Here is a 20,298-nt window from a genome sequence, read left to right as displayed (position 1 = left end):
ACACGGACCCGCCGCACGCCGCGACGCCGAGCGAACCCGAGACGAGCCGAGGAGGCGCGGTGTGCGTCACACGCCCCCGCATCGTCCACAATGGGGCCGTGACCGACATCGAGACATCGAGACGTGCCGACGGCAGCAGCCGTGACGACATCCGCGGGGCCGTCGACGGCGACCTGCGCGGCGACGTGAGCTTCCTCGGCAGCCTGCTCGGCAGGGTGCTGCGCGAGTCCGGCTCCGACGACCTCTTCCGCGACGTGGAGGCGGTGCGCGCCGCCGTCATCGCCGCGTACGAGGGGGCGGGCGGGGCCTCGCTCGACGACGCGCAGACCATCGTCGACGGTCTCGACCAGGAGCGCGCCGAGCAGGTCGCCCGGGCGTTCACCTGCTACTTCCACCTCAGCAACCTCGCAGAAGAGCACCACCGCGTGCGCGTGCTGCGTCGCCGTGGCAGCGCCCAGCGCACCGCCTCCGACTCGGTCGCCGACACGCTGCAGCAGCTCGTCGCCGAGGTCGGCGCCGACGAGGCCTCGAAGCGCCTCAGCGATCTGCGGTTCCACCCCGTGCTGACGGCGCACCCCACCGAGGCTCGGCGCCGCGCCGTCGCGTCGACCATCCGTCGCATCAGCGACCTGATGGACGAGCGCGACCGGCTGCAGAACGACATCGCCGTCGCCGAGGCCGAGCGCCGCCTGCTCGAAGAGGTCGACACGCTCTGGCGCACATCGCCGCTCCGCACCACGCGCCCCACCCCGCTCGACGAGGTGCGCACGGCGATGAGCGTCTTCGACCAGACCCTGTTCGAGATCGTGCCGCAGGTGTACCGCCTGCTCGACGACCGCCTCCTCGGCGACCGGGCCGGCCGCGAACCCGCCGTCGCCCCCGCGTTCCTCCGACTCGGCAGCTGGATCGGCGGAGACCGCGACGGCAACCCGCACGTCACCGCCGAGGTCACCCGCCAGGCCGCCGACATCGCGGCCGAGCACGTGCTGCTCGGGCTGCACCGGGCCGCATCCCGCGTGGGCGCCACCCTCACCCTCGACGAGGCCGACACGCCCGCCGATGCGACGCTGATCGCCCTCGCCGACGCGCAGCGGGCCCTCGACCCCGAGCTCGCGTCGAGCATCGGTGTCCGCTCGCCGAACGAGACCCACCGCCGCGTGCTGCTCTTCGTCGCGGCGCGCATCGAGGCCACGCGTCGCGACGGCGACCCGCTCGGCTACGACGCGCCCGAGCAGCTGCTCGCCGACCTCCGTGTGGTGCAGCACTCGCTGCGTGCGGCCGGTGCGCACCGTGCCGCGAACGGCGAGCTGCAGGGCCTCGTCTGGCAGGTCGAGACCTTCGGGTTCCACCTCGCCGAGCTCGAGGTCCGTCAGCACTCGCAGGTGCACCGCACGGCGCTCGCCGAGCTGCGCGCCGGGGGCGAGACGAGCCCGATGACCGACGAGGTCCTCGCCGTCTTCCGCACCATCAAAGATCTGCAGGTGCGCTACGGGGTCCGCGCCGCCTCCCGCTACATCGTGTCGTTCACGCAGTCGTCCGCCGATCTCGCGAACGTGCACGAGCTCGCCGCGTACGCCCTCGGGTCGGCACAGGCCGCGCCCGTGCTCGACGTGGTGCCGCTGTTCGAGACGTTCGCCGACCTCGAGGCGAGCACGCGCATCCTCGAGGAGGCGCTGGGCACCGAGGTCGTGCAGCGTCGCCTCTCCGAGACGGGGCGCCGCCTCGAGGTGATGCTCGGCTACTCCGACTCGTCGAAGGACGTCGGGCCGGTGTCGGCCACCTTCGCCCTGTACGACGCGCAGGCGCGCATCGCCGACTGGGCGGCCGCGAACGACATCACGCTGACGCTCTTCCACGGTCGGGGCGGGGCCCTCGGTCGCGGCGGCGGGCCGGCGAACGAGGCCGTGCTGGCCCAGCCGCCGCACTCGGTCGACGGGCGCTTCAAGATCACCGAGCAGGGCGAGGTCATCGTCGCCCAGTACGGCAATCAGGCGATCGGCGCCCGGCACCTCGAGCAGATGGCCGCCGCGACGCTGCTGGCGTCGAGCCCGTCGAACGAGGCCGAGAACGCCGAGGCCGCCACCCGCTTCGCCGACGTGGTCGCCACGATGGACGAGGCGTCGCGGGCGACCTTCTTCAGACTGGTCAAGGCCGAGGGCTTCGCGTCTTGGTTCGCCGCCGTCACCCCGATGGAGGAGGTCGGCCTGCTCGCACTCGGCTCACGCCCGGCCCGCCGTGGGCTGTCGGTCGAGTCGCTCGAGGATCTGCGGGCGATTCCGTGGGTGTTCGCCTGGACCCAGGCCCGCATCAACCTGGCCGGCTGGTACGGACTCGGCTCGGCCCTCGCGGCCGTCGGCGACGTCGACCTGCTGCGCGATGCGTACAAGACGTGGCCGCTGTTCCGCACGATGGTGAAGAACGTCGAGCTGTCGCTCGCGAAGACCGACGGCCACATCGCCCGCGAGTACCTCGGGCTGGCCGAGCGCGACGACCTCGCCGGAGCCGTGCTCGACGAGATGGCGCTCACCCGCGAGTGGGTGCTGAAGGTCAGCAAGCACGCCGAGGTGCTCGACGGGCGCCCGGTGCTGAGCCGCTCGGTGCGTCTGCGCAGCCCGTACGTCGACGCGCTGTCGCTGCTGCAGCTGCGGGCGCTCCGGTCGATTCGCGTGAACGGCGGCGGCGACCCGGCCGACGCCGACCACCGCCTCCTGCTGCTCACCGTGAACGGGATCGCCGCCGGCCTGCAGAACACCGGCTGATCCGACGAGCGGGCTCGCGAGCGCCGAGCGCCCGCGGCTCGATCGAGTGGTCAGAAGATGCTCTTCGTGGTCGCGGGGAGAGCATCTTCTGACCACTCGAGGCACGGGGGTGGGGTCGGGTGAGCGACGCGACGCGGGCGGGCGCGGGCGTCAGCCCGCGCGCGTGTACGTCGTCTCGGCGTCGTACGACTTGGCGGGGCCGCGCACCGTCCAGCGCTCGACGAACGACGTGGGCGTCAGAACGCGCGTCTCGACGAGGTAGTCGTCGGGGGCGCACGGGTGCCGCGCCTCCCAGGCTCCGGTCCGCAGGTCGAGGTCGACGAAGTGCCGACCGTCGGCGAACCGGACGTCGAGCGACCCGTCCGCCAGCGGGTGATACGTGAGCCGACGAGCCGCGGAGGCGCGGTGCGAGCCCCGCACGACCTCCCCCTCCTCGACGTACGAGGCGGGTCGATCGGGTGCCGCGCCCGCCGGCTCGACGGTCGCGGTGCCGGTGAAGACGGTCTCGTCGCCCACGAGCCGGTCGACGATGCGGCGTTCGACGCGCCAGCGACCGAGCAGCAGCGCGAGCGTGTCCATCCGTCCAGTGTCGCGCACGGCCCGTCGCGCACGGCCCGTCGTCCGGTCGGACGCCGCGAAACGGCCGTCGCCCCGCCGGATCCCGCGCACGCGCGATCCCGTGGTTCCGCGGTCGGTCCGCGGTGCCACGCAGGGGCCGGTGCCGTCGAGCCGCCCGCGCGCGAACTCCGACCTTCGGTCGATCCGGCGGGCCGGGCGCCCTCCTTAGGCTCGGGGCATGACCTCCTCGGCATCGACCCCCCACGCGGCGCCGGTCGCGCCGTCGCTCCCGGCGGCGCCGCCGGCCCCGGCGCCCGTCTCGCCGGCCCCGCCGCGGCGTCCCGCGACCGGTGCGGGGCCCGGCCGCGCGCACCTGTCCCGGGCACGGCGCGTCTGGGCCGAGACCTGGAGACTCGGCCTCGCGACGCTGGTGGGCCTCCTGGCCTTCGCGCTCGTCTGGCCCGAGACGGCCACCGCCGACTGGAGCGACGCCCGGCTCGGGCTCGGCATGATGGGCGATCTCGCCGTCGGTGTCGCCACCCTGGTGCTCGTCGCGTTCCGGCATCGCGCACCTTTCGTCATCGCGCTGATCCTGGCGCTCTGCGGGGGCGTCTCGACCCTCGCGACCGGTGCCGCCGTCCTCGGCCTCGTCTCGCTCGCGACTCGTCGCCGCGCTCGCGAGCTGGCGACCGTCGGGCTCGTGTACCTCGCTGCGGGCTGGTTCTCGGAGTCGGTGATGTTCCCCGCGATGGGCGACTCCCTGCCCGCCTGGCAGCTGCTGCTCAGCGGCGTCGTCCTCTACGCCCTCGTCGTGGCCGTCGGCGTCGCCATCGGAAGCCGTCGCGACCTGATCGCCTCGCTGCGCGACCGGGCGGTGCTCGCCGAGCACGAGCAGGCCCTCAGGGAGGAGCGCATCCGCGACCACGAACGCGCCCGGATCGCCCGTGAGATGCACGATGTCCTCGGCCACCGTCTCTCGCTCGTGGCCCTCCACGCCGGTGCCCTCGAGTACCGGGGTCGCGATCTGAGCCCCGACGAGGTCGTCGAGACGGCGGGCGTCGTCCGCGACAACGCGCAGTCAGCCCTCAGCGAGCTGCGCGACGTGCTCGGGGTGCTGCGCGACCCGTCGGCCACGGGGGAGTCCGAGGTCACGCAGGTCGCGCCTCCTCAACCGACCCTCGCCGATCTGCCGGGTCTGCTCGACGAGGCCCGGGCGGCGGGCGCCGTCGTCGCCTGCACCATCGACGACCGGACGACGAGCGCCCTGGTCGATCTGCCGACCTCGCTGAGTCGGCACGCGTACCGCATCGTGCAGGAGTCGTTGACGAACGCGAGGAGGCACGCCCCGGCTCAACCGGTCGACATCGCCTTCACGGGCGGGGCCGGCGGAACACTCCGCATCGTCGTCGGCAACCCGTCGATCGAGCACCGCGCATCGGCGCCGGGGCACGGTCTCACCGGTCTGGCGGAGCGCGTGCGACTTGTCGGCGGCACGTTCCAGGCGGGGCCCGACGGGCACGGGCGGCACGTCGTCGAGGCGGTGCTCCCGTGGAGCTGACCGCCGCCGCCTCCACCGCCACCGCACCGGTCCGCGTCGTGATCGTCGACGACGAGACCCTCGTCCGCACCGGTCTGCGCCTCCTGCTCGGAGGCGACCAGGGCATCGAGGTGGTCGGCGAGGCCTCCGACGGTCTCGAGGCCGAAGCGGTGATCGATCGGACCGAGCCCGACGTCGTGCTGATGGACATCCGGATGCCGCGCTGCGACGGTCTCGTCGCCACCGAGCGAGAGCTCGCGAGGCGACCCGACCTCGCCGTCCTCGTGCTCACCACCTTCGACGCCGACGAGCTCGTGCTCTCGGCTCTGCGGCTCGGCGCCCGGGGGTTCCTGGTGAAGGACACACCGCCGCACGAGCTCGTGCAGGCCGTGCGGACCGTCGCGTCGGGGCGCTCGATCCTGTCGCCGTCGGTGCTCGACCGCGTGATCGGGGTCGCCGCCGGCCGGATCGGCGCCGAGGCGCCGGCGCCGACGGTCGGCCGGGTCGAGCGCGAGCGCTTCGACCGGCTGACCGATCGCGAGGCCGAGGTCGCCCTCGCGGTGGCCCGCGGTGCGACGAACGCGCAGATCGCTGCCGACCTGTTCGTCAGCATCGCCACGATCAAGACGCACGTCGGGCACGTCTACGAGAAGCTCGAGGTCGACAACCGGGTGCAGGTGGCGCTGCTCGTGCACGCCGCCGGGCGGGGCTCGGCGACGATCTCGTAACAGCGTCGCCGGGAGGTCGACCCCGGCGAGGGCTGCTGCCATGATCATCGGAGGGCCGCTCGCCGATCGGGTGCCTCGTCTCGAGAGCTCCTCTCGCCCGACCAGGAGGTCACCGCCGTGTCTGCCCGCACGAAACGTCCGTCGTCCCGTCTCCGCCACCCGCGCCTCCTCGGCTCCGCGGCTCTGTCGGCCGTCGCCCTGCTGGCGCTCGCCGCATGCGCCTCGGCCCCCGAGCCCTCCGTCGACCCGGCCTCGACCGATTCGACGCACTGCTCGCGCATGGTCACGAACTCGGGCGGCCTCGACGACCGCTCGTTCAACCAGTCGAGCTGGGCGGGCTTGCAGAAGGCCGAGAAGGAGGACGGCATCGCGGCCGAGGTGCTCGTCTCGACCAACGAGACCGACCTCGCGCCGAACGTCGCGCAGGCCGTCGCCTCGGGGTGCGGCTTCGTGCTGACCGTGGGTTACGAGCTCGCTCCGGCGACGGAGGAGCAGGCGGCGGCGAACCCCGACATCGACTTCGCGATCGTCGACGAGACCGTCGAGGGCGAGAACGTCAAGCCGATCGTGTTCGACACGGCGCAGGCGTCGTACCTCGCGGGCTATCTCGCCGCGGGCGTCTCGAAGACCGGCACCGTGGCGACGTTCGGCGGCGGCAACCAGCCCCCGGTCACGCTGTTCATGGACGGCTTCTCCGACGGCGTCGACGCCTACAACGAGGCTCACGGCACGACGGTGAAGCTGCTCGGCTGGGACAAGGCCGCGCAGGACGGCTCGTTCACGGGCGACTTCGAAGACGTCAACAAGGGCAAGCAGCTGGCGCAGGCGCTGATCGACCAGGGCGCCGACGTCATCATGCCGGTGGCCGGTCAGGTAGGCGAGGGGGCCGCGTCGGCCGCGCTCGACGCCGGCGACGTGTCGGTGGTCTGGGTCGACAACGACGGGTACGACACGCTGCCCGCCGAGTACCGGCCCATCCTGCTGACCTCGGTCATCAAGGACACCGAGCAGGCCGTCCAGGACATCGCGATCTCGTCGGCGGACGGGTCGTTCACGAACGAGCCTTACGTCGGCACGCTCGAAAACGACGGCGTCGGGCTGGCGTCGTTCCACGACCTGGAATCGTCGGTGCCGGCGGAGCTGAGCGGCGAGCTCGACGCGCTCCGCGCCGACATCGTCAGCGGGGCCGTGACGGTGGAGTCGCCCAGCGCGCCCTAGCCCGCCGCGTCGATGAGTCACGACACGCCGTGCCCTTCAGGAGGAGCGCGGCATGTCGTGACTAATCGAGCGACGCCGTCTCAACCCTCAGGAGGAGCGGGTCGGCCAGGTCTTGACCTCAAGGCATAACAGTCGGTAGCATTTCGTACGTCGCACCCACCGTGCGGCCTCGGAAGCCGACTGACGAACCGCAGCGGCTCTCGCTGCGCTCGCGGTTCATTCGAGGTGTTATTCATGATCCTGCCACGCCAAACGCTGTCGACCCTGCTCGTGACCGCGAGTCTCGTTCTGGGCTCCGTCGCCGTGATGACCCCCGCGCCCGCATCGGCCGCCCCGGCTGGATGCCCCGTCCGCGGACTGGGCTGCACCTACGAGAACAATAACTACGGTGGCGGCAACATCAACTTCTATGAATACGTCAGAAACTTCGAGAGTGTCGGTTACTGGGCGCGGACCTTCCATACGCGGACCAATGACGCGGGTTCGTCCGGATTCAACAACGGGCAGTCCGGGATGGCGGCTCGTTGGTACAAGCATGCGAATTACACGGGTCCGTACATCCATGCTGATAAAGGCAAGGGAGTCAATTTCAGTGCCAAGGGCCTGAATGATCAGATCTCTTCTGCGTGCTTCAGGGCTTACTGCTGATGGAGAGCCTCCGCGGAGGGCTCTCACGTGCACTCGGGGTCGGAATCATAGCCGTCTCAGTCGTCTTCGTGTCTTCTTGCTCGACTGCCTCGGTGAATGAGTCTCAACTGACGCTGCCCGAGAAGAACGAACAGAGGTGGGTCCTGCCTCTCGACCAGTACCAGTGGCCTCTTGTGGATCCTGTCTTCGATGCAGAGCAGGTCATCGTCGCATCATGCCTTGCGAAGGCCGGATACGAGTGGCGCGTCGTACTGAATGAGGATGGAGCGATTCCACAAGATTCCTGGAGCGACGCCGGCCGCAAACTCTTCTCCGTCGGGCTCGCCGAGAAATTCGGCTACGGAAACTCTCCAATGCTCGATCAGGCCCAGGCTCGAATGGACGCGGATCGCGCGAACCGCGCAGTCTCGCAACAGCACCCTGAGGCGGTCGACGCGTGCTTCGAAGAGACTGCTCCGATTCTCGGTGTCGCGGACGGTTCTGCGTACGACTTGGCTCAACAGATCGGCAACCTCGCTTACGCCGAAGCAGAGCAGGCGCTCGAGGTCCGCGAAGCCGCAGGGGACTGGCGGGCGTGCATGAGGGATGTCGGCCTGCCTGATCTGCCGGAGGTGCCCGAGGAGATGCCCCCGGCGTCGGTCGACATGGGTGACGGCGGAGATGCCATCGATGCTCCGTTCCGGAGTGGTGACGAACTCGATGTGCCCACCGAGGTGCGTCGCGTCGCTGTCGCCGATGCCAGCTGCCGAGACTCCACCGGCTACACGACGACCTTCTACGACGCCGAATGGGACGCCCAGGTAGAAGCCATGGACTCCCGAATCGACGATCTGGAGCGGTTCGGGCAGCAGGCTGAAGAGCAGCGCGCTCTCGCCGAGAGGTACCTCGCAGAGAACGCTGTCTCGCCGTGAGGGGACGTTCACGATTCGTTCTGATCGTCCCCGCGGCGGCAGTCGTGTCGGCGGCCCTCGCGGGGTGTGCGACCGATGCTGCCCAGCGCACGGACCTCGACCTGCCCGCAAAGAACCAGTCCCAGTGGCGACTCCCGCTCGACCAGTACATGCCACCGCTGTTAAACGTCGAGTATGACGCCCAGCAGGTGTTCGTCCACAAGTGCATGGCGGAGGCTGGGCACGAGTGGGTGGTCCGTCTCGACCCTCCGGGTACCACGACCGGCGAGTCCTGGAACGCTGCGGGCCGCAAGCTCTTCTCAGTCGAGCTCGGCGAAACGTTTGGTTACGGGAACTCTGGCGAGATCGCGAGATCGCCGGAAGCTGAACAGGCTTGGCTCGATGGCGAGAGATCCAGACGGGCTGTGGCTGACCAGGCGCCGGAAGCCGCCGAGAGTTGCTTCGATCAGAGCACGGCGGTCCTGGATGACGAACCGAGTTGGCAGGTCTACGACCTGGCGATGGAGATCGCGGGTGGCGCTGCTGGTGATGCGCAAGAGTCTCCGGAGGTCGGAGAGGCGGCCTCTCGATGGCGCGAATGCATGGCGGAGGTCGGGCTCCCCGACCTTCCGGCCGTGCCCGAGGAGATGCCACCCGCATCTGTCGATGACGGTGGTGGCCCGGCCATCGACGCGCCGTACTCGGTCGGCGACGAGTTCGACGTCTCCGCGGAGGAGCGCCGGGTGGCGGTCGCCGATGCGACGTGTCAGGACTCCTCTGGTTATGCCAGGGCGCTGTACGACGCGGAGTGGCATGCGCAGGCGGAAGCCATGAAGTCGCATGCGGACGACCTCGTGCGGTACGGCCATCAACTCGAAGAGCAACGAGCTCGCGCCGAGGCCTATCTCGCGGAGAACGCGCCCGAGGCCCGATGAGCTCCGCGCGCCCCCTCGTGATGAGAGGTGAAGGATGACCCTCATCCGTTCCCGCAAGGCCCTCGCCGTCGGCGGGAGCGTGGCGATCGTCGCGCTCCTCGCCGGCGGCTGGGGGCTGGCCCACGCGTTCGAGTCGCCCGCCCAGCGCGAGGCGGCCGCGACCGCCCCGTCACCGCTCCCGGTGACGAGCGAGGTCCGAGTCGGCGACCTAACACGCCGCATCACCTTCCAGGCGACGGTGGGTCGCACCGGCCTCATGTCCGTCGCGTTGCCCTCCCCAGCCGCCGAGCCGGCCTACGTGACCGGGAAGCCCACGTCGTCGGGCGCCCCCGTCACCGCGGGCCAGATCGTGACCGAGGTCAACGGTCGCCCGGTGTTCGCCGTCACCGGCGGCTTCCCCTTCTACCGCGAACTCCGTCGAGACCACACGGGCCCCGACGTGCGACAACTGCAGACGGCCCTGCGCGACGCCGGCATCCCCACGACCGTCGACGGTGTGTTCGGTGCCGGTACCGAACGATCGCTGACAGCGCTCTACTCGCGAACCGGACACGCGCCTCCTACCGTGGTCGACATCGAGGAGGCCCGGGGCGTCCCCGGCACGGACGCCGCCCCCGACACGGACGCGGCCGTCGACGCGACAGGCGCTCAGTCCGCACCGGCAGGCACCCCTGCGCCCGCACCCTCCCCGAGCGCCGCCCCCTCCGCCTCCTCCGCGGCTGACGCGAGCGACACCGACCCGACCTCCGACCGCCCCGTCACGCGACGAGTGGTCGCCTCGCCGGCCGAGTTCGTCGTCGTGCCGACCCTCCCGGCCGTCGCGGCCGAGACGCCCGCGGTCGGAACCGCCGCCGGGTCGGAGGTCGAGCTCCGCCTGGAGTCCGGCCGTCTGCGCATCGCCGCCGATGTTCCCGTGCTCATCGCCGAGACTCTGATCGAGGGCTCCACCGGCACCTTCACCGCTCCCGACGGCGCGACCACTCCGATCACGCTCGAGACCGTCGTGCCCGGGGGCGACGACGACGCCGAGTCCCGCGTGATCCTCGACGCGGCGAACGGCGAGCTCGTGCCCGACCTGCTCGGGGCCGAGGGCCTCGTCGCCCTCGACATCGAGACCGTGCAGACCGGGAGTCTCATCGTCCCCACGGTCGCGGTCGCCGGCGGCGGATCAGGTGAGGCGCACCTCCTCGTCGAACAGGACGACGGGACGTTCCGTCGCATCCCCGTCGTCGAGACCGGCCAGCTCGACGGTGAGAGCGCCGTCGAGCCGACGGACCCCGGCGACCTCGCCGAGGGCGACCGGGTGCGGGTCGACTGATGGCGCTGCTGCAGCTCCGCGGGGTCGGACGCACGTTCTCGGGAGCGGTCGAGGTCACGGCCCTCGACGGCGTCACCCTCGACATCGAGGCGGGGGAGTTCTTCGCCATCATGGGCCCCTCCGGCGGCGGCAAGTCCACACTGCTCAACACCATCGGACTGCTCGACCACCCCACCACGGGCACGTACACGATCGCCGGTGACGACATCGGCGGATCCACCTCGCGTCGGCTCGCCGAGACGCGGTCCGAGACCTTCGGATTCGTGTTCCAGGGCTTCCATCTGCTCGACCACCGCCCGGTCCGCGACAGCGTCGAACTGGGCCTCCTGTATCGCGCGGTGCCTGCCGACCGGCGCCGCATCCTCGCCGATCGAGCCCTCGAGCAGGTGGGCCTCGACGGGCTCGGCGACCAGCTCGCCGCCAAGCTCTCCGGCGGGCAGCGGCAGCGCGTGGCCATCGCTCGGGCCCTCGCCGCCGGCACACCCGTCGTCGTCGCCGACGAACCCACCGGCAACCTCGACTCCGAGAACGGCGCTTCGGTCGTCGAGACCCTTCTCGCCCTCCGCGACGAGGGCACCACGGTCGTGCTGGTCACGCACGACCCGACCGTCGCCCGCGCGGCCGACCGGGTGGCGCACCTCCGCGACGGGCGCATCGAGTCGGTCGCGACGAACGAGGTCGCCGTGGCCTCCGCGCTCGGGACGGGAGGCCCTGCCGACGCGACGGTCGTCACGGAGCCGACCCGCGCCTCCTCGGCTCCCCGATCCACAGGCGAAGGAGGCGCGGGTCACCGACCCGAGAGACCGGGTCGCCCGTCACGCCTGCGGTTCCGAGACCTCGCGGACGACGCCGTGCGCTCCGTCACGTCGCGGCTCGGCAAGACCGCGGGGCTCGTGGTCGCCGTCGCCGTGGCGGTGGCGCTCGCCGTCGCCAGCCTCGGGCTCTCGGTGTCGGCCGGCGCCCAGGTCGGCGACACCTTCGATCTGCACACCAACCGCGACGTCGGCGTCTCGTGGGACTCCCCGGTCGATCCGACGGCTGAGGGGGAGGCCCCGGGGGCGATCGGCGCGGGCGCGGTCGTCGCTCCGTTCGGGAGTCCCGAGGCCGCGGCCGATGTGGCCGGCAGGCTCGCCCGTGTGGCGGAGCTCAGCGGTGTGGAGTCGGTCGGGGCGCTGCACGAGCGCGGGTCGGCCGTCGTCCGGGCGACCGCCGTGCGCGACGCCCTGCAGGCGCCGGTCGTGAGCATCGAGGGGAGCCTCCTCGCGGCCGCCCGCGTCGACGTCGAGTGGCTCGCCCGCCACGGCCCGACGCTCGGCGACCGGGAGGTGCTGATCGGCCGCAGTCTCGCCGCCCAGCTGCCCCTCGGTCCGCTCGCCGCGGCGCCCGTCATCACCCTGGGCGACGCCGAGGTCGCCGTCGTCGGCATCGTCGACGAGTCGCCGCGCGTGCCGAGCCTCGTCGGAGCCGTGACGACCGGTGCGCACTCCCTGCCAGGAGTCGAGACCCCCTCTCAGACATCCGTGCTGATCCGGACCGGTGCGGGTGCGGCTCAGCAGGTCGCCCGACAGGCGCCGCTCGCCATCGACCCCGTCGCCGCCGAGACGTTCCGGGTCGACGCGCCGATCGACCCGACCACCCTCCGCGCCGAGATCGAATCGGACGTCGAGTCGACCCTGCTCGCCTTCACCGGGGTGGCTCTGCTCGCCGCCGTGGCGGGTCTCGGCAACTCGATGGTGCTCGCCGTGCTCGAGCGCCGCAAGGAGTTCGGTCTGCGCCGGGCGCTCGGCGCCCGCCCGAGTCACATCGCCGGGCTCGTGCTCGCCGAGTCGGTCGTGATCGGCGCCCTCGGCGGGCTGCTCGGTCTCGCCCTGGGGCTCGGAGCCGTGCTCGTCATGACCGTCGCGCGGCAGTGGATCCCCGTGTTCGACCTGAGACTCGCCCCCGCGGCGCTGATCGGCGGCGTCATCGTCGGGGCAGCGGGCGGGCTCGTCGCGGCCTGGCGGGCGAGCCGCATCGAGCCGCACGAGGCGCTCCGCCTCTGAGAGCCGAGGAGGCGCGGCGCCCCTCAGTCGCGCAACGCACCCACCGCGAACCGCTGATTCGCCAGCACCGGCAGCGACCCGCGCGCGGCATCGACGGACGCGAGGTCGACGTCGACGACGGCCAGCTCGGGCTCGGCCCCCAGCTCGTGCAGCACCACCCCGAACGGCGACACCACCATGCTGTGTCCGACGCCGGTCGGTGCGGCCCCCGCCGTCTCGACGCCCTGCGAGGCGGGGTCGCCCTGCCCCACGGCGACCACCACCGTCGTCGTGTCGACCGCCCGGGCGCGTGCGAGCAGCTCCCACTGCTCGACCTTGCCCGGCCCCGCACCCCACGACGCGCACACGACGCTCAGCTGCGCGCCCGCCGCCGCGTTCGCCACGAACAGCGACGGGAAGCGGATGTCGTAGCACGTCGCCAGGCCGACGAGGGTCTCGCCGACCGTGACGGTCACGGCGCGCTCGCCGCCCTCGACCGAGTCCGACTCGGCGTAGCCGAAGGCGTCGAACAGGTGCATCTTGTCGTACGAGTCGTCGGTGTCGGCGGTCGGTCCGGCGACGATCAGGGTGTTGCGCACCCGCCCGCCCGACCCCGGTGTGAAGGCACCCACCACGATCGTGGTGCCCAGGCGCCGGGCCAGCGCCCGCACCCCCGTGGCCCACGGCCCGTCGAGCGGCTCGGCGATCGCGCCGAGGTCGTTGCCGAAGGCGCACATGGCGGCCTCGGGGAACACGACCAGCTCGGCTCCCTGGGCGACCGCCGCCTCCGTCGTCCTCGTGATCTCGGCGAGGTTCGCCCGGGGGTCGGCCGAGCTGATGATCTGGGCGAGCGCGATGCGCATGTTTTCTCCGATCGGTGGTGTATACGTATGGTATGCAGATGAGCCCGGAATCGCCCGTCCCCGCGGCCTCGGGTCGCGACCGGGCCTACGAGTACCTCTACTCCCAGGTGCTCGTCGACCCCGCCATGCAGGGGGCGTTCCTCAGCGAGCAGGACATAGCCGAGCGCGTGGGCGTCTCGCGCACCCCGGTCCGCGAGGCGCTGCTGCTGCTCGCCTCCGACGGGCTGGTGCAGATGATCCCCAAGCGCGGCGTGCGGGTCCCTGTGATCAGCGGCCGCGAGATCGCCGAGCTGATGGAGCTGCGGGGCGTGCTCGAGCGACACGCCGCCACCACGACCCTCGCCGCCGGGCGTGTGCCCCTCGCGGCGATGCGCGCCGTCCTCGCGCAGCAGCACGAGCTGAAGGACGTCGACCCCCGCGAGAGCGGTCAGCGGTTCATCGAGCACGATCGCGAGTTCCATCAGCTGCTCGTCGACGCCGCCGGCAACGACCTCATGTCGCGCAGCTACGAGAAGCTCCGCGCCCGGCAGGTCATGGTCGGCGTCGAGGCCCTCTTCCGCCGGACCGACCGGCAGGAGCGGGTGTGCGCCGAGCACGACGAGATCGTGGCCGCTCTCGAGTCGGGCGACGCCGAGGCCGCGCGAGACGCGATCGACCGTCACCTCGGGGTGACGCTCGACCTGCTCCTCCGCAGCTGACGGCACGGCGTCACCCTGGTCGACGAGCGTCGGCCGCTCGATGAGCGTCAGTCGCTCGACGAGCGTCAGTCGCGCGACGACGACGTCCCCGAGGAGGCGCGGGTCGCGTCGACCCCGTCCGTCGCCGGGGCGTCGGCGAGGTAGTCGGCGTCCTCCTGCACGTTCGAGTCGCGACCGAGCGCCAGCCCCACGAGGGTGAGTGCGACGGCCACGGTGAGGTAGATCGCCACACCGAGCCCGCTGCCCGTCTCCTCGAAGATGATGGTGAACATCAGCGGAGCGATCGCGCCGCCGAAGACGCCGGCGATCGTGTACGCCAGCGAGCTGCCCGTCGAGCGCAGTCGCGGTGAGAACTGCTCGACGATGAAGGCCGCCTGCGGTCCGTACATGAACGAGTGGAAGACGAGGGCCAGCACGATGCCGATGGTCAGCACGACCGTCGACGACCCGTCGGTGATGGCGAAGAAGACGTAGGCCCAGATCGCCGCACCCACGGCGGCGACGGCGTAGAGCAGTCGACGGTTGATGCGATCGGAGAGCGCGCCGGCGAGGGGGATGCAGGCGAGCTGGAACGCCGAGCCGATCAGCACGGCGACGAGCACCTGGCTGCGCTCGAGACCGAGGGTGACCGTGCCGTAGGTCAAGGTGAAGACGGTGAAGAGGGCGTAGGTGACGTCGGGTCCGATGCGGCTGAGGATGGCGGCGACCAGGGGGCGCAGCTGCGTGGTGAACACCTCGCGGACGGGAGCGGCCGGGGCGTCGCCCCGCGCCTCCAGAGCCTGGAAGACCGGGGTGTCCTCCAGCTTGAGGCGGATCCAGAGGCCGAAGCCGACGAGCACCGCCGACGCCAGGAACGCGACGCGCCAGCCCCAGTCGAGGAACGCCTCCTCGGTGAGCACGGCCGTGAGCACCGCGAGCGCGCCGTTGGCGAGGAGGTTGCCGGCCGGGGGACCGACCTGGGCGGCGGACGACCAGAAGCCGCGCCTCCTCGGATCCCCGAACTCGCTCGAGAGCAGCACCGCGCCGCCCCACTCGCCGCCCACGCCGACGCCCTGGGCGAAGCGCAGCAGGACGAGCAGGATGGGCGCTGCGAGCCCGATCGTCGCGTAGCTCGGCAGCAGGCCGATCAGGAACGTCGCGATGCCGATGATCAGCAGGGTCGTGACGAGCACGGGCTTCCGGCCGATCTTGTCGCCGAGCCGACCGAACACGAACCCGCCGACCGGTCGTGAGACGTAGCCGACGGCGTAGGTCGAGAACGCGAGGATGGTCGCCGTGTAGGGGTCGCTCGCCGGGAAGAACACGACGGGGAAGACGACGGCCGACGCGGCGGAGTAGACGGCGAAGTCGTACCACTCGAGGGAGGTGCCGGTCAGCGAGGCGGTGAACGCCTTCGCGAGCGAGCGGCGGCTGACCGGCGCCGTGTCGACTGCGGCGTCGGCTGCGGTTCCGGGCGTGGATTCGGGCCCGGAGGTCGGACCGGGGGCCTGGGGATCGGTGGTCATGGGCTGTCCTGTCGAGTTCGGTGGGGATCGGTCGGAGGGGTGGTGCCACGGCGATACCGTGTGTATACAGTAGGTGTACGACGACCTCCGGCGACAGCGTCGCGGGCCGGAACGGCGCACTTTTTACCAGGCCGAAACACGCGACCACCCTCGAGGAGACCCCCATGAGCACGCTCCGCTTCACCCTGCCCGACGGCTCGGCCGAGACCGTCGAGGTCACGCGCCTCCTGAACGCCGGCTACGCCGGTCGTGAGCAAAGCGAGGTGCAGGCGCACATCGCCGAGCTGGCCGAGCTCGGCGTGCCCGGCCCGACGACCACCCCGGCGCTCTACCCCGTCTCGCCCTACCTGGCCTCGCAGGCGACCGAGGTCGACGTGCAGCACGGGCGCACCAGCGGCGAGGCCGAGTGGGCCCTGGTCATCACCGACTCGGGCGTGCTGCTCACCGTCGCCTGCGACCACACCGACCGTGCTCTCGAGGTGCACGGCGTCGCGTGGAGCAAGAACGCGAGCCCCGACGTGCTCGGCACCCGCGCCTGGCGGCTGGACGACGTGCGCGACCACCTGGACGAGATCACGCTCCGCGGCTACGTCGGATCGGGCGATTCCCGTCAGCTCATCCAGGACTCCACGCTCGGCGCCCTGCTGACCCCCGACTACTGGCTCGACGTGCTCGCCGAGCGCGACCTCGCGACCCCCGGCACCGTTCTCATCTCGGGCACCGTGGCGATGCTGCCGGGCGTCGACCAGTTCGCGGACTCGTGGTCGGTCGAGATGCACGACCCGACCACCGGCGACACCCTCGAGGCGGCGTACCGCGTCGTCCCGATGCCCGCGCCGATCGGCTGAGGCCGACCCGCGCCTCCTCGGCACCGGGCCCGGCCCGCCGGCCCTGCCCGTGCCGTCGACGCCGCCCGGTGCCCAGGCTCAGGCCCCGGACCCGTGCCGGCCGTCAGCGGGCGAGGCGCCAGAGGCGGTCGCGCGACATGGGCAGCTCGTGCGGCCGCACCCCGAGCGCGTCGCGGATCGCGTTCGCGAGGGCCGGGGCGACGGGGTTGTACGGCGCCTCGCTCATGCTCTTCGCGCCGAGCGGGCCGAGCTCGTCGTGGGTGGTCGCGAAGTGCACCTCGGTCTCGGGGACGTCCGAGAACTTCGGCAGCCGGTAGTTGCGCAGCGCCGTCGTCAGCACCCGCCCCTCGCCGTCGAGCATCATCTCCTCGTAGAGGGCCGTGCCGATCGCCTGGGCAGTGCCGCCCTCGATCTGCCCGCGCAGCTGCTCGGGGTTCAGCACGGTGCCGGCGTCGGCCGCCTGGATCGAGCGCAGCATCCGCACCTCGCCGGTCGACCGGTCGACGGCCACCTTGAACGCGTGCACGTTGAACGCCACCGATCGGGGCGTGCCGTCGTGACTGCCGTCGGCCACGAGCGGGCCGTAGGCCAGGAGCTCGTCGACCGTCACGAGACGGGTCGCCGCCGGCCCGGCCGCCGACCCAGCCGACCCCGCCGAGGAGGCGCGGGTCACCACGACCCCGCCGGGCACCACCTCGGGGGCGGTGCCGCCGTCGACCACGTCCGCCGCGCCTCCGGCGAGGGTCAGCGCACGGTCGATCATGGCGGCGCGCAGCTTGTGCGCCGCGGCCCAGAGGGCCTTGCCCGCCACGACGACGCCGGCCGACCCGAAGGCCCCCGAGTCGTACCGGGCGACGTCGGTGTCCGACTGGCGGACGGAGACCCGGTCGGGTGTCGTGCCAAGGGCCGTCGCGACCAGCTGGGTGTGCACCGTCGTCGTGCCGTTGCCGAACTCGGCCGTGCCGACTCCGATGTCGTAGCCGCCGTCGGGTCGCAGCTCGACGGTGGTGTCGGCGAAGTGCCCTCGGGGCGGCATGGTGGCGATCATGGCGAGGGCCATGCCGGTGCCGGTCGACCAGGTGGGGCCTTCGGGGGCGGGCTGCGCGTCGGGGCCGGCCAGCGCCTCCTCGACGAGATCGAGGCACTGGTCGAGGCCGTAGCTGCCCCAGATCAGATCGGTCTCCTCGTCGGGATCGGTGACGACCATTGCGTCGCCCGGCACGACGACGTTCTTCCGTCGCAGCTCGAACGGGTCGATGCCGAGCCTGATCGCGAGCTCGTCCATCGCGGACTCGATGGCGAAGATCACCTGCCCGAGGCCGTACCCGCGGAACGCGCCCGAGGGCAGGTTGTTCGTGTACACCGACTCGGCGTCGACCCGCTTCGAGGCGCAGCGGTAGACCGCGACCGACTCGTGCACCGAGTGGTACATGACGCCGACGCCGTGGTTGCCGTAGGCGCCGGTGTCCATCAGCTGGTCGACGTGCAGCGCGGTGAGCGTGCCGTCGGCTGTCGCGCCGAGTCGCACGCGCACCCGCATCGGGTGCCGCGTCGGCGCGATCGTGAACTCGTCGTCGCGGGTGAACTCGTACTGCACCGGGTGGCCGGTGGCCAGCACGGCGAGCGTGACGAGGTCTTCGGTCAGCAGCTCCTGCTTGCCGCCGAAGCCGCCGCCGACGCGCTTCGTGAAGACCCTGACCCGGTCTTCGGGCAGACCGAACACGTGGGCGATCTCGTCGCGGACCAGGAACGGCACCTGACTCGAGGTGCGGAGCACGAGGCGCCCGTCGTCGTCGAGCCAGCCGCGGGTGGCGTGCGTCTCGAGCGAGCCGTGGCTGACCCGCTGCGTCGTCCAGGTGCCCTCGACGGTCGCGTCGGCCGCGGCCAGCGCCGCCTCGACGTCGCCGGTCTCGCCGTGCATGGCCGCGACGGTGTTGCGCTCGGGGACCGCGATGCGCGAGACCTCGCTGGTCTTCTCGCCGTGCAGCAGCGGGGCCCCGGGGAGCCGCGCCTCCTCCGGGTCGAAGACCGCGGGCAGCTGCTCGTACTCGACGACGATCGCGTCGCGGGCGAGCTCGGCCTGCCGCCGCGACTCGGCGACGACCGCGGCGACCCGCTGGCCGCGGAACCTCAGCACGGGGTCGAGCACGAGGCCGTCGTCGGGGTCGTCTTCCCGGTCTTCGTGGCGACCGGTCGAGAACAGGGTGGCCGGCGAGTCGTGATGCGTCAGCACGGCGTGCACCCCCGGCAGTGCGAGCGCCGCCGCGGTGTCGATCGCGACGATGCGGGCGTGCGGGTGCGGGCTGCCGAGCACGGCGATGTGCAGCAGGGCCGTGGGGGCGGGGGAGTCGAGGGTGAACTCCTCGCGGCCCGTCACGACGCGCAGCCCGGCGGGCGCCTTGACCGAGCGGCCCGCCGCCTCGCCGACCGCCGGTGCGACCGTGTTGCCGACCCCGCAGATCGCGTCGCGGATCGACCGGTACCCCGTGCACCGGCAGATGTTGCCCTTCAGGAGGCGCGGGAGATCATCCCGATCGGCCTCCGTGAACGTCGAGGCCGTCACGACCATGCCCGCCGTGCAGAAGCCGCACTGGAACCCGGCCGCGTCGACGAACGCCTGCTGCATCGGGTGCGGGGCGTCGGGGGTGCCGAGCCCGGCCGCGGTCGTGACCGCCCGGCCGTCCAGCCGGTGGGCCGGATACACGCACGAGTGCACGGGGTCGCCGTCGACCAGCACCGAGCAGGCGCCGCAGTCGCCCGCGTCGCAGCCCTTCTTCACCGAATGGACGCCGGCGTCGCGCAGCACCGTCCGCAGCACCTGCCCGGGCGCCACGGGGGTGTCGAGCGTGTCGCCGTCGACCTCGAAGACGACCCGGCGGCCGTTGTTCGTGATGCCCTGCACCCCTGTCGAGCCGTGCCGGCCCCGGGTGCCCTCGTCGTCTCTGCTCACCAGGAGCCCCCCAGTTCTCGTCGGATCTCCTCGGCGAAGCCCGTGCTCGTGGCCCGCCGCCAGTCGGGTGCCCCGTGCGGGTCGTCGTACCACTCGTCGACCCCGTCGAGCGCGGCCGACAGAGCCCTCTCGCTCGGCACCTCGTCGAAACGGAGCTGCACGGGCCTGATCGTGCCGGCCGTCACGGTGACGACGAACTCGCCCGCCTCGGCCAGGCGCCCGGTGACCAGGGTGCCCGAGCGACCGAGCGGGCTCAGCGCGATGCGCCGGAAGGCCGTCTGCGATTCGAGCGACGCGGTCGGGATCTCGAGCGCCCGCAGCACCTCGCCCGGGGCCAGCGCCGACTCGCGCACGCCGGTGACGAACTCGGCCACCGGGGTGCGGCGCTCGCCGCCGTCGGTCGTCCAGACGACGGCGGTCGCATCGAGGGTCGACATCAGCGACGTCATGGCGCCGGCCGGGAGGCCGAGCGCGACGTTGCCGCCCACGGTCGCGACGTTCCAGATCTTGAACGAGGCGAGCAGGCTCTCGGCGCACTGACGGATCAGCGGCGCCGCGGCCCACTCGGGCCGGGCCCGCAGCCGGGTCAGCTCGGCGATGGTGCAGGTGGCGCCCACGGTCACCCCGTCGGGCGTCTCGTCGAGAGGCGACCATCCGAGCGAGGTGAGGTCGACGAGACCGGTGAGCCCCGGCTGCGCCTCGGAGTAGAGCCAGGTGCCGCCGCCCATCGGCCGCTCGCCCGGGGCGAAGGACAGCTCCGCACGGGAGGAGGGCGTGCGGACGTCCGTCACCGTCACGAGGTCCATGCGATGCTCCCGCCTG

Annotated in this window: 16 protein-coding genes; 11 read left to right on the top strand and 5 right to left on the bottom strand. The window is 72.0% G+C overall.

Annotation, left to right across the window (positions count from 1 at the left end):
• Nucleotides 1-98: 98 nt before the first annotated feature.
• Nucleotides 99-2,759: a phosphoenolpyruvate carboxylase gene (locus IFT51_RS12770; protein WP_192061467.1), complete on the top strand. Its 2,661-nt coding sequence runs from the start codon at nucleotides 99-101 to the stop codon at nucleotides 2,757-2,759.
• Nucleotides 2,760-2,909: 150 nt separating this feature from the next.
• Here IFT51_RS12770 and IFT51_RS12765 read toward each other — a convergent pair whose 3' ends face one another.
• The gene (locus IFT51_RS12765; RefSeq protein WP_192061466.1) at nucleotides 2,910-3,338 is read right to left on the bottom strand and encodes a DUF6314 family protein; all 429 of its coding nucleotides are present in this window, start codon (nucleotides 3,336-3,338) and stop codon (nucleotides 2,910-2,912) included.
• A gap of 217 nt (nucleotides 3,339-3,555) precedes the next feature.
• Between IFT51_RS12765 and IFT51_RS12760 the strand changes: the two genes are divergently transcribed.
• The 8 genes from IFT51_RS12760 (at nucleotide 3,556) to IFT51_RS12725 (ending at nucleotide 12,633) form a co-directional block, all read left to right on the top strand.
• A complete protein-coding gene (locus IFT51_RS12760) occupies nucleotides 3,556-4,875 on the top strand; it encodes a sensor histidine kinase (protein ID WP_192061465.1) in 1,320 nt (439 codons plus the stop codon).
• Complete coding sequence (locus tag IFT51_RS12755) at nucleotides 4,866-5,582, top strand: response regulator (RefSeq protein ID WP_192061464.1); 717 nt, start codon at nucleotides 4,866-4,868, stop codon at nucleotides 5,580-5,582. The genes IFT51_RS12760 and IFT51_RS12755 overlap by 10 nt, the downstream gene beginning before the upstream one ends.
• Nucleotides 5,583-5,699: 117 nt before the next feature.
• Nucleotides 5,700-6,800: a BMP family ABC transporter substrate-binding protein gene (locus tag IFT51_RS12750; RefSeq protein WP_192061463.1), complete on the top strand. Its 1,101-nt coding sequence runs from the start codon at nucleotides 5,700-5,702 to the stop codon at nucleotides 6,798-6,800.
• 234 nt (nucleotides 6,801-7,034) lie between these two features.
• Entirely contained in the window at nucleotides 7,035-7,448 is a 414-nt protein-coding gene (locus IFT51_RS12745; RefSeq protein WP_192061462.1) for a peptidase inhibitor family I36 protein, read from the top strand.
• Nucleotides 7,448-8,359 (top strand): hypothetical protein, encoded by a 912-nt coding sequence (locus IFT51_RS12740; protein ID WP_192061461.1) that lies wholly within the window; start codon nucleotides 7,448-7,450, stop codon nucleotides 8,357-8,359. Before IFT51_RS12745 ends, IFT51_RS12740 begins: the two co-directional genes overlap by 1 nt.
• 44 nt (nucleotides 8,360-8,403) lie before the next feature.
• Nucleotides 8,404-9,273 (top strand): hypothetical protein, encoded by an 870-nt coding sequence (locus IFT51_RS12735; protein ID WP_192061460.1) that lies wholly within the window; start codon nucleotides 8,404-8,406, stop codon nucleotides 9,271-9,273.
• A 34-nt stretch (nucleotides 9,274-9,307) separates the two neighbouring features.
• Entirely contained in the window at nucleotides 9,308-10,591 is a 1,284-nt protein-coding gene (locus tag IFT51_RS12730; RefSeq protein ID WP_192061459.1) for a peptidoglycan-binding domain-containing protein, read from the top strand.
• Entirely contained in the window at nucleotides 10,591-12,633 is a 2,043-nt protein-coding gene (locus IFT51_RS12725) for an ATP-binding cassette domain-containing protein (RefSeq protein ID WP_192061458.1), read from the top strand. Before IFT51_RS12730 ends, IFT51_RS12725 begins: the two co-directional genes overlap by 1 nt.
• 23 nt (nucleotides 12,634-12,656) lie before the next feature.
• On the opposite strand, the gene IFT51_RS12720 is transcribed toward IFT51_RS12725, so the two are convergent.
• Nucleotides 12,657-13,475 (bottom strand): carbon-nitrogen hydrolase family protein, encoded by an 819-nt coding sequence (locus IFT51_RS12720; RefSeq protein ID WP_192061457.1) that lies wholly within the window; start codon nucleotides 13,473-13,475, stop codon nucleotides 12,657-12,659.
• A gap of 38 nt (nucleotides 13,476-13,513) precedes the next feature.
• Between IFT51_RS12720 and IFT51_RS12715 the strand changes: the two genes are divergently transcribed.
• The gene (locus IFT51_RS12715; RefSeq protein ID WP_192061456.1) at nucleotides 13,514-14,173 is read left to right on the top strand and encodes a GntR family transcriptional regulator; all 660 of its coding nucleotides are present in this window, start codon (nucleotides 13,514-13,516) and stop codon (nucleotides 14,171-14,173) included.
• Between the two features lie 65 nt (nucleotides 14,174-14,238).
• On the opposite strand, the gene IFT51_RS12710 is transcribed toward IFT51_RS12715, so the two are convergent.
• On the bottom strand, nucleotides 14,239-15,678 hold the full coding sequence (locus IFT51_RS12710) for an MFS transporter (protein ID WP_192061455.1): 1,440 nt from the start codon (nucleotides 15,676-15,678) through the stop codon (nucleotides 14,239-14,241).
• Nucleotides 15,679-15,842: 164 nt separating this feature from the next.
• Between IFT51_RS12710 and IFT51_RS12705 the strand changes: the two genes are divergently transcribed.
• Nucleotides 15,843-16,526, top strand: a complete 684-nt coding sequence (locus IFT51_RS12705) for a DUF2848 domain-containing protein (RefSeq protein ID WP_192061454.1) — start codon at nucleotides 15,843-15,845, stop codon at nucleotides 16,524-16,526.
• A 103-nt stretch (nucleotides 16,527-16,629) separates the two neighbouring features.
• Here the strand turns inward: IFT51_RS12705 and IFT51_RS12700 are convergent, their stop codons facing one another.
• On the bottom strand, nucleotides 16,630-19,428 hold the full coding sequence (locus IFT51_RS12700) for a molybdopterin-dependent oxidoreductase (protein ID WP_371740803.1): 2,799 nt from the start codon (nucleotides 19,426-19,428) through the stop codon (nucleotides 16,630-16,632).
• Between the two features lie 44 nt (nucleotides 19,429-19,472).
• A complete protein-coding gene (locus tag IFT51_RS12695) occupies nucleotides 19,473-20,282 on the bottom strand; it encodes a xanthine dehydrogenase family protein subunit M (protein WP_192061453.1) in 810 nt (269 codons plus the stop codon).
• Between the last annotated feature and the right edge of the window lie 16 nt (nucleotides 20,283-20,298).

Source organism: Frigoribacterium sp. CFBP 13712 (assembly GCF_014842255.1).
Taxonomy (GTDB): domain Bacteria; phylum Actinomycetota; class Actinomycetes; order Actinomycetales; family Microbacteriaceae; genus Frigoribacterium.
This window is presented reverse-complemented; position numbering and strand designations above follow the sequence as displayed.

Coding starts and splice junctions, on each gene's coding strand:
- IFT51_RS12765 (WP_192061466.1), bottom strand. CDS start 3,338: ATGGACACGCTCGCGCTGCTGCTCGGTCGCTGGCGCGTCGAACGCCGC.
- IFT51_RS12760 (WP_192061465.1), top strand. CDS start 3,556: ATGACCTCCTCGGCATCGACCCCCCACGCGGCGCCGGTCGCGCCGTCG.
- IFT51_RS12745 (WP_192061462.1), top strand. CDS start 7,035: ATGATCCTGCCACGCCAAACGCTGTCGACCCTGCTCGTGACCGCGAGT.
- IFT51_RS12740 (WP_192061461.1), top strand. CDS start 7,448: ATGGAGAGCCTCCGCGGAGGGCTCTCACGTGCACTCGGGGTCGGAATC.
- IFT51_RS12730 (WP_192061459.1), top strand. CDS start 9,308: ATGACCCTCATCCGTTCCCGCAAGGCCCTCGCCGTCGGCGGGAGCGTG.
- IFT51_RS12725 (WP_192061458.1), top strand. CDS start 10,591: ATGGCGCTGCTGCAGCTCCGCGGGGTCGGACGCACGTTCTCGGGAGCG.
- IFT51_RS12720 (WP_192061457.1), bottom strand. CDS start 13,475: ATGCGCATCGCGCTCGCCCAGATCATCAGCTCGGCCGACCCCCGGGCG.
- IFT51_RS12715 (WP_192061456.1), top strand. CDS start 13,514: ATGAGCCCGGAATCGCCCGTCCCCGCGGCCTCGGGTCGCGACCGGGCC.
- IFT51_RS12710 (WP_192061455.1), bottom strand. CDS start 15,678: ATGACCACCGATCCCCAGGCCCCCGGTCCGACCTCCGGGCCCGAATCC.
- IFT51_RS12705 (WP_192061454.1), top strand. CDS start 15,843: ATGAGCACGCTCCGCTTCACCCTGCCCGACGGCTCGGCCGAGACCGTC.
- IFT51_RS12695 (WP_192061453.1), bottom strand. CDS start 20,282: ATGGACCTCGTGACGGTGACGGACGTCCGCACGCCCTCCTCCCGTGCG.